Source organism: Methylolobus aquaticus, from assembly GCF_054172105.1.
This window is the reverse complement of record NZ_JBSYXP010000017.1, coordinates 43,869-60,385: the sequence shown is the minus strand read 5'-3', so window position 1 is coordinate 60,385 and position 16,517 is coordinate 43,869. Positions and strand designations below refer to the sequence as shown.

Below are 16,517 nucleotides of genomic sequence, written 5' to 3'. Positions count from 1 at the left end.
GCTATGGCAGGTGGTCACCCACCCGGGAAACATCTGAACCTAAGCCATCCCGGCATTGTTCAGCGCCCGCCTGGGTTGAGGAACCACCCCGCGCTAGCAGCGCCGCGTGCAGGCGGCGGAACTCGAGGATGGCGCGGTCCGCACCGATCGGCCGGTCGTCATGTGCGTCCGCGCTGTCGGCCGGCGTCTGCGTCACGACGACGCGCCGATCCTGGTTCAGTATGAAACGGTTGCTGAGGCCGATCATGGCCTCGAAAATTTTCGCCACCAGCGGATTGCGGTGGCGGTGATAGACGCGCAGGTAGTAGCGCGTCTTTCGCCCGTTGATCGGCACGAAGGCGACGAACTGCTGCAGGCGGGGTGCGATGTTCAGCAACCAGATGCCGGGAAACATGAAGCTCAGACTGGCCCGTCGGTCGGCCGCCGCTTCCCGTAACTGCTCCGGACTGCGCGCGACCCGACCCTCGTCCCGCGAATTGGTCACCCAGACCCGGATACCCTGTAGATCGGCCTCGACATGAGGCCCCTCGACGAAACTGCGGCTGCCGGCGCCGATGGTCGTGCGGTGCACGAAGGCAAGGTGTGCCACGTCCAACTGGTTCTCGATCGCGCGGGTGTAATGGACCGGCCAGTCGACAGCGATCGTGCCATGCCGCCAGCCTTCTGCCAACTGCGCGAACTGCGGTACCGACGGATACTCCGCGCGCGCCTCGCCCCACCACAGCCAGATCAGGCCATCGATTTCCCGTAGGGCAAACGTCCGGACCGCCATTCCCTTCGGCACCCGGCCATTACGCCCGATCGCCGGGATGTGGCGACACTGCCCGCCCGCATCGAATTCAAAACCGTGGAACGGACACACCAGCCGGTCATCGTAAATGCTGCCGCCGCTGAGGGCAGCACCGAGATGCGGACAGCGATCGAGATGCGCGTGCGGCTGCCGGTCGCGGGTGCGCCAGAACACCAGGCACTGGCCGAGACGCTCGAAGCGCCGCGGTTTGCGGCCCACTTCGCGACTCTGCAGCACGGGATACCAGAAATCTTCGGGGAGACGCATTGGCTACGGATCAGCAGGGAAAGCAGAAGCCGCGGCGGTCAGGAAACAACGGCCGACGCCGGATGCTAAACCGAATGCCGATGCAAAGGGAACCCGAATCCGGCGTGGCGCCAGGCCGGAACAGGGGGCCGGACTCAGGTCACCGGCGGCCGTCACCGCAGCGGCCCTCAGGTACGATCCGTGCCATACGGGTACCGCGAAACCGGGGCGACCGGTTATGCTGTCGCGAGCGAGGAGACCGGTCGCCGACACCAGTGCCACCGATATCCATCCGTCCGACTGCCACCCACCACCACCGCGCTGCATGCGGGAATCGGGGACATGGTCGGTCGAAGTCTTACGAACCCGCACCGCGACGCAGGTCACTCGCTCGATCGCGGCAGGCGCCAGACGACGCGCTCGGCGTCCCGCCGTACCGGAATATGCTCCACGACACCAAAAGGGGGTCATCCCATGCTGGAACCCAGGCAATCATCGCAACGCGGCACGGCTCAACTGGGCTGGCTCGAATCCCGCCACACCTTCTCGTTCGGCCATTACTTCGACCCGGAGCAGCAGGGCTTCTCAGATCTGCTCGTGATCAACGAGGACAAGGTCCAACCGGGCCGCGGCTTCGGGACACACCCCCATCGCGACATGGAGATCTTCTCGTATGTGCTGTCCGGTGCGCTGGAGCACAAGGATTCGATGGGCACCGGCTCGGTGATCCGGCCCGGCGACGTACAGATGATGAGCGCGGGTACGGGGATCACCCACAGCGAGTTCAACCCTTCGCCGCAGGACATCGTGCACTTCCTGCAGATCTGGATCGTGCCGAACCGCAAGGACGTGACGCCGCGGTATCAACAGGAGCATTTCGGCGACCAGGAAAAGCGCGGGCGGCTGCGCCTGATCATCTCGCCGGATGGTGCCGAGAGATCGCTGTCGGTCTATCAGGACACCCGGGTCTACGCCGGGCTGTTCGACGGCGACGAAGAGGCAACCCATGCGCTACCGCCCTCCCGCTACGCCTACGTTCACGTGGCGCGAGGTTCGCTGCAGGTCAACGGGGTGGACTTCGCCGCAGGCGACGGTGTGCGCATCCGGGACGAACGGAATCTCACTTTCCGCCGCGGCGTCGCGGCCGAAGTGCTGCTGTTCGATCTGCGGCCGCGGGAACTTCCGGAAACTTGAGGGCGGGACAAGGAATCCGTCTTCCAGAGACGCGGGGAGAGCCGTTGCACGTCCGATGTGCAACGGACTCAGCCGCCAGCAGTACCAGGCTCGCAAGCCTTGTTCATCATCATCGTTAAGGACCCGCCGCGCCCGCGCCCTGGCTCTCCGTCTCTGACGAGCCGCAGTCTACCGGCCGCCGCGCCGACCGCTGCCTCGTCCCGCTCCGCCAGGGTAGCCACCACCGCCCATCCCTTGCCCAAACTCGGTCTGTTGTCGGCGGCGCTGTTCCATTTGTTGCTGCTGTTCCAATTGCTGCCGGTCGCGTTCCCGAAGTCTTGCCTGATCTCGTTGCTCTACAGTGACGCGCTCGCGTTCCTGTTGCTGTTCCTGCGGGCGTTGCGTGTCGGCCAGGACGACTGCGGCTGATCCCGCAGTGAACAACGTCACCAACATAGCAAGCGTTACCGGGACGAGTTTCCCTCGACCCATGACCCTATCCTCCCCTTGCCTCTGCAAGCCGACTGTCAACCGGCGTCGTTCACGGCTCTAGGCTAGATCTGAACGTCACCGAAATATCGCGTTAGAGCCCCGGGAGGCGCGTGATATAGACGCCAGCCATATCATCATCCTCTTCTTCCGCGGCCACGGTGCCTGTTGCGCTCATTTTTGCGCTGACCGCCAACCAGCCGCCCCGCAACCCTTCACGTTCCAGACCGAGCTCCGAGATGATCGAAGCTTCAGGCGCCTCGGGATCGAGCGTTCGACCGGGCATCGACGTATCCAGCAACGTTGTGATGACCGCACGGCCCGGGTTGCTGGCCAAATAGATGCCCGTTGTTCCTGCGAGTGTCGTCGCCTTGAACACCGTCCGTACCGAAGCGCCGCTACCCAGCGCCGAAGCCGAAACGAAAGCTGTCGATCGCCAGCGAGGCGGTTCGCCATCATCGGAATCGCCCTCGCCTTCTCCGCCAGTCGGAATGCCGTTGGCTGCGCACCATTCCACCGGAGGCGCCCCCGAGTAGTTCCAGTACACGAAATCGTCGAAGGGCGAGCTTTCCGTCCCGGTCCGGGCAACCAGACGCAGCCCATTCTTCCGCGCCTGGGTGTCGAGGACGAAGATCCCCTGATTCCTTGGCACATTGACTGTCGTATCGTTGGCGAAGCTACGGCAGTAAGCGATCCGACATTGGTTGCCTTCCGTCGGGCACTGCAGCGTCTTCGTCGCCGATTCCGTGCCCCAGGAACCCCAGAACCCCACGAAACGCCCGTCGAACGACACGGCCTCGCCTATCCTTGCGAACCTGGGCTGGCCGGCGAGCGGGACACCCTGTTCGTCCACGACCGGCGTACCCTGGGCACCCACCGCAATCAGTGAGCGGAGGCGCGGATTCGGGCTGACCGGCGCCAGAAAGAGCCCCCCCAGCGTCGGGGCTTCCTCGTTGTCGAAGCCCGCGAACACCACTAGGCGCCCCGCAGCGCTGGGCGGTGCCGTGGATCCAAAGGGCGTCATCGTGCCCGGGATCAGAGTCTCCCGGCTGGTCGCAATCGCGATCACCGGGCTGCTGCCGCCCGCCGGCGCCAGGGCGGCGCCCTCCGCCAACGGAATCGGCTCATTGCGCAGTTTGCGGAAATAAATTCCGGTCCTCCCGTCGGGCGAGTTGCCTTTGAAGACGACGGTATCGCGATCCGTGACGGAGGGTGAACCGGGGAACACGTCGAAGGACATCCCGGGTGAACCGGGCACCGCAAAGAACCCGAAGTCGGGGACGACGCCAAGCTTGGCAGCGCCAGTGATCAGGGCGCCATAGGGATTCGTGTAGATACCCGTCGTCCCAGCGCGGGTTTCGGAGCCATCGGCCGCCAAATACCGCCACACAGGCTGATGGTTCCCGCGGGTCGCGATCGTATTCGAATATGCGTCGATCCGCGGAAAGGACGGCGTTTCGGCAAACAGACTGCCGAGGTTGTTCGGCTGCGGGACGACCGTATTCCGATCGAGGATCTTGACGATGGAGCCACCGCGCCGAGCCATTTCGCGCATGTAGATACCGTGCGTCGCCGGACCCAGTGGCGGACCACCCCGGCTGCGCGCCCGGATCACCACCGTCCCGCGGAGATTGACCGAGGGCTGGTTGTAGCTGTTGAACGTTCTTCCCCCGGCATCGGGTATCGGGTCGTTGTTGTTGACGACCGTCTGCCAGTTGAGTTTCGGTGGGGGTAACGGGTCGGCTAGGGGCGTCGTGTCGACTGACCATAATGCGGCAGCGGCCAGGCAGCCCAAGGCCATTGGATAGCGGAGTCGTTTCATTATTGTTCTCCTGGGGCGAGTTGGGGTCCTTGCGCTTCGCCTATTTCTGCGCTGCACGTGGGACACAAAACAGGTGGAACGTTTCAGCGATGACGCGCGCGGCGCGGGAAAGGGGCCCGGCTCGGGCCGGCCAAGGCGCTGCCCTGGCCGGCCGGTGACGAGGGGAATCGACTTGTCTTCGTCAGCCCTCGATGATGTGCGTCGATGCTCGTCGCGAGAACTACTTTGGCTTCCCGCCTGTCTTGCCACCGCCGCTCGCCTTCGCGGTCACTTTGATATTGAGGTAGGCGTCGTTGCCATTCGCTGTGCAGGTTCCAGCGTCACAACCCGTGAACGTGACAGCGGGTGTGCTGTTGAACCGGATCTGGTAGTCTCCCGCCGCGGTGACGCGCAGGTTGTAGCCGTACACGATCTTGCCGGTGGCGTTGATCTCGGGCGCGATCGGCTGGAGCGGTACGGCAAACGCGCCGGTTCCCAGGTTCTGCACGCTGATCTGCATGCCGGCGTCATGCACCACCCACGACGCCTGTCCTACGTCGACCGGGATGTCGTTCCAGCCGGTGATGGCGTCACCGCCGGCCAGGTGCCCATAGGCGGAAAGCCGGTCGAGCGTGCTGGGCTGCAGCTTGACGACGTTGTAGCCTTGCAAGGTCCCGTCCGAAATTGTCGCCGTAAAGTCGGTCATGTTCGTGAGGACGAGCTCGACCCGGATCGGGCTGCCCGTGCTCAGCTTCGCGTCGCCCGTGAGGTTGTCGCCCCAGTTGCCGTATACCGATGCTGCGGCTGCGTTGAAGCACTGCGCCTGCCAGGTGTTCACCTTCTGGACCCAGTAATAGCCCGGGAGCTCATACCCGGTCTGCGGGGTCCCGGTGGGCGGTACCAAGTCGGACGGTGCCGAGTCTGATGGGCCGCAGACCAGAGTCCCCAGGGAACCGACCAGGATGGCCGGAACCGACAGGTTCTGGGCGGCCGTCTCCTCGCCACCGCCACCTCCGCCGCCGCCAACACCCGGCGGCCGTGCGGCAAAAGCGACCGATGTGGCCATCGCACCGCTCAGAATGAGCGCGATGGTTCGATTGAGTGTCTTGGTTTTCATGACTGCTTTCCTTCGTTGAATCGCGAAGTCCCTTCGCTGTTTTTTTGTCTACCCGTTATCGCCTTGTGTCCGCGAGGAGGTTTCCTGCCCTCAGAAACAGCCGGTTTCGCTCTACCCCCACACAAGACTCAGCGCAACTGTATGTCAGTGGAAAGCAGCCTGTAACTGACGTTCGTCACTTCTTTGGAACAACCGCTATCGAACAACGTACGGGGCCTTGGTCTGGCACAGGAGGCAGCGAGGGCCGAGCCCGACATCGACCGACGATGGATGAGAGCGTTGACGCGTGCGACTGCAACGTCCTCCCCATGAAAGAGAAAACCGGGGTAAGGGACTGCGCGGGTGATGGCTGGAATAACCATGGTGAACCCGCCTTGGCGCATTTCCGCCTTCCGGGTCCTGATCGCCCTCCAAGCCCTGTGCGCTCTGGGCTTCCGCGAGGCAGTGACCACGGGTACCGCGTCAATTGAGGTGCGTAAAGCAACCCGTGTCGCTAATCCGTCGTTCCGGGTCGGAACCCGGAACCGAGAAGCCCAGGGATGGCGAAGCCGAAGCATCCCCGTCACTGGGCGCCGGAGTCCCGCCTGGCGTGAGCTACAAAACCACTGCCTTAACGAGAGGTAAGGCTTCTGTCCTAGGTACTTCTGCCGATTTTCTGCCGGATGAGTGGACCGCAGACTACACATCAGCGAAGACTGATATGGCACTCCTGACGTGAGGGCAACAGATGGATGCGACGACCGGTCCGGCAATCCTCCCAAAAGACTCTCGAGCGGTACTCCATGGGATAGGCGGAGCGCGGGCACACCCCGAGTGTTGTCCTGGCTGCTGCCGCCTGCAGTGTCTGCTGGATCCTTCGGCTGCCAGCCGTTGCCGCTCCGAGTTGATCAACCCGATAGGGACGCTCAAGCATCGGGAAGTCACTTCGGGAGAGCCCATCTTTCGTTCCACCGACAACCCGAAGGCGATCGTGATCATTCGCTCGGGTCTGGTGAAACTGGTCGACTATTCGGAAGGCGGTACGGAACGGATCGTGCTGCTGGCAGGCCGCGGCAGCGCGGTCGGTCTGGAGGCAGTAATTGGGCAGCCTATGCGTTACGGCGCGGTCGCCATCCGATCCGCCCAGATCTGCCGGATTCCCGTCGCTGTCCTAACGACCTTGGCAAGCACTGATCCCGGTGTCTACCGGCAACTGATGTCCCTGTGGCAAGCCAATCTCGAATTTGCCGACCGGAGCCTGTCGCGCTACTCCAGCGGTCCGATTGCGCTGCGCATACTGCGGCTGATTGCCGACCAGGTATCCACAGAACCCACGAACGACAATTTCGAGATCAACTTGTTGCGGCGGCAGGACATGGCGGCCGTGATGGGAGTGGCTCCGGAGAACATATCCAGAGCCATCGCGGAATTTCGGCGCAAAAAGCTGCTGCGCAAGGTGAAGCGGGATGTTTACCGTTGTGACCTGAAGCAGCTCAGGAATCTGGTCAAGACGCTGGCGATCCAGGCTGATAACGAAACAGGCAAAGGAAGGGTCACGAAGGCTCGGATACGGGCTCCTTCATGATCGTCCTGAGGGGCTTGGTCCGCACGGGTGACGGGCGGCACGCCGAAGGTCGCGATGGATGCGCCGGGCAGGCACTCGACACCGCCCCACCACGAACTTGGCAGGTAATACGCTCGGCCTCGCCTGTGGCCGACGGCCTGCGCTGCAGAGAGCGGCGCAGGGAGGTGCGCGTGCTCAGTCCTCGCTCGGCATCAGCGGGAAATCGAGCAGATCGCGTCGATAGACTTCATGCAACTCAGCCAGGGGGCGGTAGGCACGGTCGAATAGCAGTGCGCGGTGCTCGAACAAGGCCGCGGGCATAATCAGAGGCTGCTCGGAATCCCGGTCGGTCAGCTGCGGCTCGAGTTCCCAGCCGGCAGGCAGCGGCGACCACAGCATTTTCGACGCGAAGGTTCGGCGGGACGGGTCCAGCGGCTTGACGACCTTGCCGAATGGGATGTCGGTGGTTTCCAGCAGCCCGTTCATCTCCGGCTCGAGCCGGCTGGGCACGTACCAGTTCTCGGCCTCCGACAGCACCCGGTCCCCGCAGCGCAGCTGGACGCGGCGATACTTTATCTCGGTTTCCGGCTCGACGCGCAGCCGCTCGCGCTGCTCGGGAGTGGGCGCGGCGTCGCCCGACCTGACGCGATGGACAAAGACGCGCGGAGGGTCGGCGAGACGATGGGAGCCGCACCAGGCTTCGAGCGTCGCAGTCGCCGTACGGCTGGCGAGGAGTTCGGCATTGAGCTGCTGAATCAGCGCCTGGGCCGCGAGGCGCGACACGAAGGAGTCAGGCCAGGCGGGCTTGTCCGGGGTTGCGGCACAACCCGCAAGCGCCGCGGCGAACGCAAGCGCCGCTAACCGTCGACTGAACGAATGAAGGTGTCGCCACATCGCTGGGTGATCCTCGAGGTGCTTACGGGGCCGGGTCGATGCCCAGGCTGCCCCACAAGGCATCGACCCGCTCCCGAACATCGTCACGCATCCGGATCGGCACACCCCATTCGCGGCTGGTTTCTCCCGGCCATTTGTTCGTGGCATCGAAGCCGGCCTTCGACCCGAGTCCGGACACCGGCGACGCGAAATCGAGGTAATCGATCGGCGTGTTCTCGATCAGGGTCAGGTCGCGCGCGGGATCCATCCGCGTCGTGATGGCCCACACGACGTCCTTCCACTCGCGCACGTCGACGTCGTCGTCGACGACGATGACGAACTTCGTGTACATGAACTGCCGCAGGAAGGACCATACCCCGAACATAACCCGCTTCGCATGCCCCGGGTATTGCTTCTTCATGCTGACGACCGCCAGCCGGTAGGAACAGCCCTCGGGCGGCAGATAGAAATCGACGATCTCGGGAAACTGCTTCTGCAGAATGGGCACGAAGACCTCGTTCAGCGCGACGCCGAGGATCGCCGGCTCGTCGGGTGGGCGGCCGGTATAGGTGCTGTGATAGATCGGCGCCTGCCGTTGCGTGATCCGCTCGATCGTGAACACCGGGAAGCTCTCGACCTCGTTGTAGTACCCGGTATGGTCGCCGAATGGGCCCTCGGGCGCATTGTCGTCCGGATACAGAAACCCTTCGAGGACGATTTCGGCGCTGGCCGGCACCCGCAGTTCGCTGAGCTGCGCCTTGGCCACTTCGGTCTTGGAACCGCGCAGCAAACCGGCAAAGGCGTATTCCGACAGCGTGTCGGGTACCGGCGTGACCGCACCAAGGATCGTCGCCGGATCGGCGCCCAGCGCCACCGCGATCGGGAACGGCTCACCGGGATGGGCCGCCTGCCAGTCGCGAAAATCCAGCGCGCCACCGCGGTGGGCCAGCCAGCGCATGATCACCTTGTTGCGTTCCAGCACCTGCAGCCGGTAGATCCCGAGATTCTGCCGCTCCTTGTGCGGGCCGCGCGTGATGACCAGCGCCCAGGTGATCAGCGGGCCGACATCGCCCGGCCAGCAGGTCTGGACGGGATAGCGGCCGAGGTCGATATCGCTGCCCGACAGAATCAACTCCTGACAGGGCGCGTGGCGCAGTTCCTTGACCGGCATGTTCAACACCTGCCTGAACAGCGGCAGCTTGTCGAACATGTCGCGCACGCCCTTGGGCGGATCCGGCTCCTTCAGGAAGGCCAGCAGTTTGCCGACCTCGCGCAGGGCTTCGACGCTGCTCTCGCCCATGCCGAGTGCGACGCGCTGCGGCGTCCCGAACAAGTTGCCCAGCAGCGGCACATCCGAGCCGCGGCAGCGTTCGAACAGCAGCGCCGGCCCGGCGCGCCGCAGGGTACGGTCGCAGATTTCGGTGATTTCCAGGTAGGGATCGACCTCGATGCCGATGCGCCTGAGTTCACCCTGTTCTTCCAGCTGGGAGATGAACTCCCGCAAATCACGGTATTTCATGCCGTCGTTCTCATGCCGCGCGACGCTGCTCCATCATGCGTTCGAGGATGGGCCGGAAGATGATTTCCATCGCCATGCCGACCTTGCCGCCGGGCACGACCACGGTATTCCAGCGTGACATGAAGGAGTTCTGCACCATCGACAGCAGACCGGGGAAATCCACGCCGAATTTTTCGGGATCGTTGATCCTGATGATCACGAGACTCTCGTCCGCCGTCGGTATGTCGCGCGCAATGAACGGGTTGGACGTATCGACCGTCGGCACGCGCTGGAAGTTGATATCGGTCAGCGCAAACTGCGGCGTGATGACGGTGACGTAATCGGGCATGCGGCGCAGGATGGTGTCGGTCACGTCTTCGGGCTTGTAGCCGCGTTCGGCCGTATCGCGATGGATTTTCTGGATCCACTCGAGGTTCAGGATGGGCACGACGCCGATCAGCAGATCCGCGTATTGCGGCAGATTCAGCGTGTCGGTCACCACGGCACCGTGCAGTCCCTCGTAGAACAGCAAATCGGTGTCCGGCGGCAAATCCTCCCATTCGGTGAAGGTACCGGGCTTCAAGCCCCCGAAGCGCGCGCCCTCTTCATCGTCGTGGATATAGTGCCGGCGTCGGCCGGTACCGTCCTTACCGTACTGACGAAACAGCGCCTCAAGTTCATCGAGCACGTTCGCCTGAATCGAGAAGTGGCTGAAATGCTCCTGCAAGGCATTCGCCCTGGCGATCCGGCGACGCATTTCCGTGCGGTCGTAGCGATGGTAGCTATCGCCCTCGATGATGGCGGCCTTGATGTTCAGCCGCATGAACAAATGCTCGAACGCCGTTTTGACCGTCGTGGTCCCGGCCCCGGAGGAGCCGGTCGTCACGATGATCGGATGCTTCTTCGACATGACGGCCGTGTTGCCCGCGGTGATTCGTTCGCTCTGCTGTGCGGAGAGTTCCGTCGCGACCGGCTGCCGGGCAGGGGACGAGGAAGCCACAATCCTGTCACCCGTCCCGCTCTGACGCGCACTCATCGAACGCATCGCACGCCAAAGCGGGATAAACCTTTGCAAAGTCTCAGCGGTTCGCCCGAGTGGCCTCCGAATTATCCACTACCGCGGTAGGACTTGTCACGGCGCTGGCCGGGTGGCCAACACCGAATCCGGATGCCAACCGGCTCTGCTCCACGGCGGGGCGGCTTTGGTAACATAAGTCGACAGGGCAAACAGACCGTCACCGATAAGGGATCGTTATCCTAGCGCCACGATGAACATCACGCTGCGCCAACTCAAAGTCTTCGAACGCGTCGCCCGGCGCCTCAGTTTCACCCGTGCGGCCGAGGAGCTGTATCTGACGCAACCGGCCGTATCGATGCAGATCAAGCAGTTCGAGGAGGCCGTCGGACTGCCGTTGTTCGAACGCCTGGGCAAGAAGATTTATCTGACGCGGGCCGGCGAAGAGCTTTACCGGCTCAGCCGGACGATCTCGCAGCAACTCGAGGAAGCCGATCAGATCGTCGAGGAATTGAAGGGCACCGACGCCGGACGCCTGGTCGTGGCCGTCGCCAGCACGGTGCACTATTTCGCCATCCGGCTGCTCGCCGATTTCTGCGCCCGGTATCCCAAGGTGCGGGTCAATTTCAAGGTCACGAACCGCAAGGGTCTGCTGGTCATGCTGGACGACAATGAAGCGGACATCGTGCTGATGGGACAACCGCCCGAGGACGGCGATCTGGTCGCCGAAGCCTTCATGGACAACCCCCTGGTCGTCATCGCCCCACCGCATCATCCGATGGCGGCCCGGAAGGGCATCCCACTCGAAGAACTGCGGCAGGAAACTTTCCTGATGCGGGAACAAGGCTCCGGCACGCGGAGCTCGGTCGAGCGGTTCTTTGCGGAACGCGGGCTGGCCATCAATGCCAGCATGGAAATGAACACCAACGGCGCAATCAAACAGGGCGTAGAGGTGGGCCTTGGACTGGGGATCGTTTCGCTGCACACCGTGGAGCTGGAACTGTCCGCCGGCCGGATCGTCACGCTGGATGTCGAGAGCTTCCCGATCATGCGCCAGTGGTACATCGTCCATCGCAGCGGCAAGCGCCTGTCGGCCGCCGGGCGGGCCTTCGAGCAGTTCGTGCGCCAGGAAGCCGGACGCTTCGTCCGGGTCGCGATGCCTCCGCGCGAGAGCGTTGATCCCACCGCTGCACCCGGTGCGAGCCCCGCGTGACCGGCTGTCCGACCGCAGTTGACGGAGGGCGATTTCCGCTCTCGGGACCTGTCGCAAACCTCCGCTTCCCCGGATGACCCGCGTCGCCACGAGCGCTCCGCGCCGGCGACGCGGCGAGTTCGCGTCCGCCGTCCTGTGCCTGGCGCTGGCCGCGAGCATGCCGACCCCGGCGGGCGCGGCGGCCGACGACGACCGCGACGAAACCCCGTCGGCCACTCCATCGGCCGCCGTCTCCCGCGACCCCGGCCCGCAGGAAAGCCCGCAAAGCGTGCAATTGACCGAGGCTCAGCGGCGAACGGCGGGCATCGCAATCATCGTCGCGCGGCGCGCCGAGATCCAGCCTGAGATGGCTGTGCTGGGCAAGATCGTCGACCTCAGCCCGCTGCTCGAACTGCGCGCCCGCTACCGGGCCGCATTGTCCGAATTCAAGATCGCCGAAGCGTCGAGCATCCTCGCCCGTGAAAATCGCGACCGTCTGGCGAAGCTCAACCAGGAGGCCATCATCGCCAACAAGGAGCTGGTCCGTGCCGACTCAGAGCTGACCTCGGCGCAGGTCCGCTCCGCGACCACTCGCCAACGCCTCGGCGAAATCCGCGAAGAGGCCTTGCATAGCTGGGGCCCCGAGCTGTTCCGGCTGGCGATCGAAGAGGACTCCGAGTTGTGGAACCGCCTGCTGACGCGGCGTGAAGCACTGCTGCTGATCGCGTTACCCGCCAATGTGGAACTGCCGGCCGGCACCCGCCAGGTCTACGTCGCCCGCAATCGGGATCGTCAGCACGCCGTCGTAGCCGACTTCCTGGCACCGGCACCGAACACCGATAGCGTCGTCCAGGGCGAAACCTACTTCTTCCACGTCAACGCACTGCGGCTCCGGACCGGCATGCGCGTCGATGCCTGGATCGCCAGCCGCGGCGGCGCGGCCGCCGGCGTCTTCATACCGGCCGCGGCGGTGCTGTGGCATGGCGGCTCGGCCTGGGTTTACGTGGAAATCCGGCCGGGCACCTTCGAGCGCCGACCGCTGCGCGACGCCGTCGAATACGGCAGCGACTGGTTCGTGCGCACGGGCTTCCAGGGAGGTGAGCACATCGTGACGGTCGGCGGGCAACTGTTGTTGTCCGAGGAAATGCAGCGTCAGATCCCCCGCGAGGACGACGATTAGTGCTCGACGCCATCGTCCGCTTCGCCGTCCGAAGGCGCGGCCTCGTGATCGCGCTGGCGCTGTTGTTCTCGCTCTATGGCCTGTACCGGATCACGCTGAGCAGTCTCGACATCTTTCCCGAATTCGCCGGCAAACGGATCGTGGTCCAGACCGAGGCGCCCGGTCTCGCCGCGGAACTGGTCGAGAACCTCGTGACCTTCCCGGTCGAGCGCGCCCTGGCCGGACTGGTCGGCTTGCGGCACCTTCGCTCCGAATCGATCCAGGGGCTTTCGGTGATTGTCGCGGTCTTCGATGACCGGACCGACCTGTACCGCAACCGGCAGTTGGTCGGCGAACGTCTCGCCACGGTAACCGGACAGTTGCCCGCAGGCGCCGGCCCGCCGATCCTGGTGCCGCTGTCGTCCTCGTCGGCGACCATCATGACACTCGGGCTGACCTCGGCCACCCGGCCGTTGATGGAACTTTCGGACCTCGTGCAATGGACCCTGGCACCGCGGCTGCTCGCGGTGCCAGGCGTCGCCGATGTCAACGTCTTCGGGGCCGAGCAGCGGCAACTGCAAATCCAGGTCGATCCGGACAAGCTGTGGCGCTACGGGATCGGCATCAACGGACTCGAGCGCAGCGCGCGCCAGGCCGCCTCGCCGGTCGGGCTGGGCTTCGTCGAGAACACCAATCAGCGGCTCAGCTTGCAACTGTCTTCGGGCGCCGACGTGATTCGCTCGCTCGCCCACATCGTGCTGCTGCGCAGCCCGCAGGGCAACGTCACCCTGGGCGACATCGCCAAGGTCAACGCAGCCCCCAAGCCGCGTTTCAGCGCGGCCCAGATCGGCGAGACGCCGGCGGTCCTGATGATGGTCATCGGTCAGCACGGGGCGAACACCCTGCGGGTCTCGGGGCTGGTCGACGCCGTACTGGCGGAGTTCGAGCCGATGCTGGCCCGGCAGGGCATTGCATTGCACCCGCGGCTGTTCCGGCCCGCCGACTACATACAACGTTCGGTCAGCAATCTGGCGGGGCATCTGGCGATCGGTGCCGTGCTGGTGATCGCGGTTTTGGGCACCTTCCTGTTCGACCTCCGCGCCGCCGCCATCGCCGCGCTGGCCATCCCGCTGTCGCTGCTGAGCGCCGTGACGGTGCTGCTCGATGCCGGCATCAATCTCAACATCATGGTGCTCGGCGGACTGACGATCGCCCTCGGCGAGGTGGTCGACGACGCGATCATCGACACCGAGAACATCTTTCGCCGGCTTAGGGAGAATCGGCAGACATCCTCCCCACTGCCCACCTGGCAGGTCGTCTACCGCGCTTCGCTCGAAGTGCGCAGTTCCGTAGTCTATGCCAGCTTCATCATCGCCCTGGTCTTCGTGCCGCTGCTGACCTTTGGCGGCGTCGCCGGCCGGCTGTTCGCCCCGCTGGGCTACACCTACATCCTGGCCGTGCTGATGTCGCTGCTGACGGCCCTGACCGTCACTCCGGCGCTGTGTTACCTGTTGCTGGACCCGGAGCGGCTCGATCGCCGCCCTCCCCCCTTGATGCGGGCCCTGCAGTCGCTTTATCGCCGCCTCCTCGGCCGGGTCATGCTCCATCCGAAAGCCACCGCACTCGGCAGCCTGGCGGCCTGCGTCGGCCTGCTGGCACTGACCCCGGGCTTCGGCGGCGAGTTCCTGCCGAAACTGCGCGAAGGCCATTACATTGTGCACACGGCCAGCCTGCCCGGCACGGCACTGGCCGAGTCGATCCGGATCGGCAGCCGACTGACCGAACGCTTCCGCTCGTTGCCGGGCGTGGAGTCGACCTCGCAATGGGCGGGCCGGGCGGAACGCGGTGCCGACACCTACGGCACGCATTACAGCGAATACGAAGTGCGGCTGAACCCCGAGGTTCGCGCGTCCGGGGCCCGTCAGCAGACGATCCTGGAGGGACTCCGCGCCGTGCTGGCTGACTTTCCCGGTATCGTGTTCGAGGCGAACAGCTTTCTGACCGAACGGATCGACGAAACCATCAGCGGCTATACCGCACCGGTCGTCGTCAACCTCTACGGCACCGAACTCTCGCAGCTCGATGACAAGGCGCGAGAGCTCGCCGCACTGATCGGTTCCATTCCCGGAGCGGTGGATGTGCAGCTGCGGTCCCAACCCGGCACCCCGTTGGCCGAGGTGCAGTTGCATCCGGACCAACTGGCAAGCGTGGGCCTACAGCCCAAGGAAGTGCTGGACGCCCTGCAGACGGCCTTTGCCGGCACGACCGTGGGGCGCTTTTTCGAGGGGGCCCGCGCCTACGACATCACGACCATCCTGGCTCCGGGCAAGCGCAGCCGCCTCGAGGATTTGCGGGAGCTACCGCTGTCCACGGCCGACGGGACACTGATCCCCTTGCGCCAGGTGGCCGAAGTCCGCGAGAACGGTGGCCGGTACAATGTTCTGCATCAGAGCGCGCAGCGGGTACAGACGGTCACCTGCGCCGTCCAGGGCCGCGACGCGCAGTCCTTCGTGACCGAACTGCGCGACCGCGTGCTGTCCGAACTCCGCTTCCCGCCGGACACCTATCCCGAATTCACCGGTTCGGCGGTCGAACAGGCGGCCGCGCGACGCGAACTGCTGGCGCACTCGTTGCTGGCAGGCCTTGGCGTGCTGCTGCTGGTGTACATCTCGATCGGCAGCGTTAGGCATGTCGCGATCACGCTGCTGAACCTGCCGTTTGCGTTGGCCGGCGGTATCGCCGCGGCCTATCTGACCGGGGGGACGCTGTCGGTCGGCAGCATGATCGGCTTCGTGACCCTGTTCGGGATCACCGTACGCAACTCGATCATGCTGATCTCGCATTATCGTCATCTGGTCGGGGTCGAAGGGCTGCCCTGGGACGCCGCCACGGCACTGCGCGGCGCTCAGGAGCGGCTGCCCTCGATCTTGATGACAGCTCTGGTGACGGCCCTGGCGATGCTGCCGATCGCCATCGCCAGCGACAATCCCGGGCGGGAGATCATGGGACCGATGGCTTCGATCATCGTCGGTGGCCTGGTGTCGTCGACGCTACTGAACCTGCTGGTTCTGCCGACCGTGCTGCGCCGCTGGGGACACTTCGACCCGAACGGGGGCCTGTTGACGGAGGACTGACCGCCAACCATGCCGGAACGAACGGCATCGGGGGTAGGCGGCAAGAGCGGGGCATGAACTCAAACCGCGTAGCCGCTCGAGGCGGCTCCGCGGCATGCTTGCGAACGGAGGATCAGGGCTTGGAGAAGCTGGCCACGTACGCGGCGACGTTGTCGACGTCCGCATCGCTCAGTGCGCCGGCCATCGCCTTCATCGTGGCGTTGTCTTTCGCACCGGTCTTGTACGCGTTGAGCGCTTCCTTGATGTAGGCCTCGTCCTTCCCGGCCAGCGACGGAGCGTTCGGCATCTTGCTGACGCCGTTCTCGCCATGACAACCCGCGCAGGTCGCATATTTGGCCTTGCCGGCCGCGGCATCGCCCGCCGACGCCGTTCCGTAAGTCAACACCAGGGCGGCGGCACCAACGATAGACAGCAGAAATCTGGACACAGCACTCACTCCTCTGTTTCGGTATTCTTCAGGTCTGGCACACGGGCGAAGAACAACGTC

At 64.6% G+C, this 16,517-nt stretch carries 13 protein-coding genes; 6 read left to right on the top strand and 7 right to left on the bottom strand.

Features of this window, described 5'->3' with window-relative positions; translation table 11 throughout:
• Position 1 precedes the first annotated feature (1 nt).
• Positions 2 to 1,057, bottom strand: coding sequence for a Rieske 2Fe-2S domain-containing protein (locus tag ACW73L_RS18790; RefSeq protein ID WP_498924112.1), 1,056 nt, complete (start codon positions 1,055 to 1,057; stop codon positions 2 to 4).
• 453 nt (positions 1,058 to 1,510) lie between these two features.
• Here ACW73L_RS18790 and ACW73L_RS18785 point away from each other — a divergent pair, with 453 nt between their 5' ends.
• The gene (locus tag ACW73L_RS18785) at positions 1,511 to 2,230 is read left to right on the top strand and encodes a pirin family protein (RefSeq protein WP_498924111.1); all 720 of its coding nucleotides are present in this window, start codon (positions 1,511 to 1,513) and stop codon (positions 2,228 to 2,230) included.
• A 234-nt stretch (positions 2,231 to 2,464) separates the two neighbouring features.
• A complete protein-coding gene (locus ACW73L_RS18780; protein WP_498924110.1) occupies positions 2,465 to 2,638 on the top strand; it encodes a hypothetical protein in 174 nt (57 codons plus the stop codon).
• Positions 2,639 to 2,792: 154 nt separating this feature from the next.
• Here the strand turns inward: ACW73L_RS18780 and ACW73L_RS18775 are convergent, their stop codons facing one another.
• Positions 2,793 to 4,520 carry a hypothetical protein gene (locus ACW73L_RS18775; RefSeq protein WP_498924109.1) on the bottom strand — a complete coding sequence of 576 codons (1,728 nt, stop codon included), beginning with the start codon at positions 4,518 to 4,520 and terminating at the stop codon, positions 2,793 to 2,795.
• A gap of 220 nt (positions 4,521 to 4,740) precedes the next feature.
• Positions 4,741 to 5,616 (bottom strand): hypothetical protein, encoded by an 876-nt coding sequence (locus ACW73L_RS18770; RefSeq protein ID WP_498924108.1) that lies wholly within the window; start codon positions 5,614 to 5,616, stop codon positions 4,741 to 4,743.
• Between the two features lie 727 nt (positions 5,617 to 6,343).
• Here ACW73L_RS18770 and ACW73L_RS18765 point away from each other — a divergent pair.
• Positions 6,344 to 7,180: a Crp/Fnr family transcriptional regulator gene (locus tag ACW73L_RS18765; protein WP_498924107.1), complete on the top strand. Its 837-nt coding sequence runs from the start codon at positions 6,344 to 6,346 to the stop codon at positions 7,178 to 7,180.
• 174 nt (positions 7,181 to 7,354) lie between these two features.
• On the opposite strand, the gene ACW73L_RS18760 is transcribed toward ACW73L_RS18765, so the two are convergent.
• The 3 genes from ACW73L_RS18760 to ACW73L_RS18750 are packed head-to-tail and all read right to left on the bottom strand — an operon-like array spanning position 7,355 to position 10,530.
• Positions 7,355 to 8,053 (bottom strand): hypothetical protein, encoded by a 699-nt coding sequence (locus ACW73L_RS18760; protein WP_498924106.1) that lies wholly within the window; start codon positions 8,051 to 8,053, stop codon positions 7,355 to 7,357.
• A 22-nt stretch (positions 8,054 to 8,075) separates the two neighbouring features.
• Positions 8,076 to 9,551 carry a 4-hydroxy-3-polyprenylbenzoate decarboxylase gene (gene ubiD, locus ACW73L_RS18755; protein WP_498924105.1) on the bottom strand — a complete coding sequence of 492 codons (1,476 nt, stop codon included), beginning with the start codon at positions 9,549 to 9,551 and terminating at the stop codon, positions 8,076 to 8,078.
• Between the two features lie 10 nt (positions 9,552 to 9,561).
• Positions 9,562 to 10,530 (bottom strand): phosphoribulokinase, encoded by a 969-nt coding sequence (locus ACW73L_RS18750; RefSeq protein ID WP_498924104.1) that lies wholly within the window; start codon positions 10,528 to 10,530, stop codon positions 9,562 to 9,564.
• Positions 10,531 to 10,798: 268 nt separating this feature from the next.
• On the opposite strand from ACW73L_RS18750, the gene ACW73L_RS18745 reads away from it, so the two are divergent.
• The 3 genes from ACW73L_RS18745 to ACW73L_RS18735 all read left to right on the top strand — a co-directional run bounded on the left by ACW73L_RS18745 (position 10,799) and on the right by ACW73L_RS18735 (position 16,030).
• Positions 10,799 to 11,758 carry a LysR family transcriptional regulator gene (locus ACW73L_RS18745; protein ID WP_498924103.1) on the top strand — a complete coding sequence of 320 codons (960 nt, stop codon included), beginning with the start codon at positions 10,799 to 10,801 and terminating at the stop codon, positions 11,756 to 11,758.
• A gap of 73 nt (positions 11,759 to 11,831) precedes the next feature.
• Positions 11,832 to 12,917 carry an efflux RND transporter periplasmic adaptor subunit gene (locus tag ACW73L_RS18740; RefSeq protein WP_498924102.1) on the top strand — a complete coding sequence of 362 codons (1,086 nt, stop codon included), beginning with the start codon at positions 11,832 to 11,834 and terminating at the stop codon, positions 12,915 to 12,917.
• On the top strand, positions 12,917 to 16,030 hold the full coding sequence (locus ACW73L_RS18735) for an efflux RND transporter permease subunit (RefSeq protein WP_498924101.1): 3,114 nt from the start codon (positions 12,917 to 12,919) through the stop codon (positions 16,028 to 16,030). The genes ACW73L_RS18740 and ACW73L_RS18735 overlap by 1 nt, the downstream gene beginning before the upstream one ends.
• A gap of 112 nt (positions 16,031 to 16,142) precedes the next feature.
• Here the strand turns inward: ACW73L_RS18735 and ACW73L_RS18730 are convergent, their stop codons facing one another.
• The gene (locus ACW73L_RS18730) at positions 16,143 to 16,457 is read right to left on the bottom strand and encodes a c-type cytochrome (RefSeq protein ID WP_498924100.1); all 315 of its coding nucleotides are present in this window, start codon (positions 16,455 to 16,457) and stop codon (positions 16,143 to 16,145) included.
• Positions 16,458 to 16,517 lie beyond the last annotated feature (60 nt).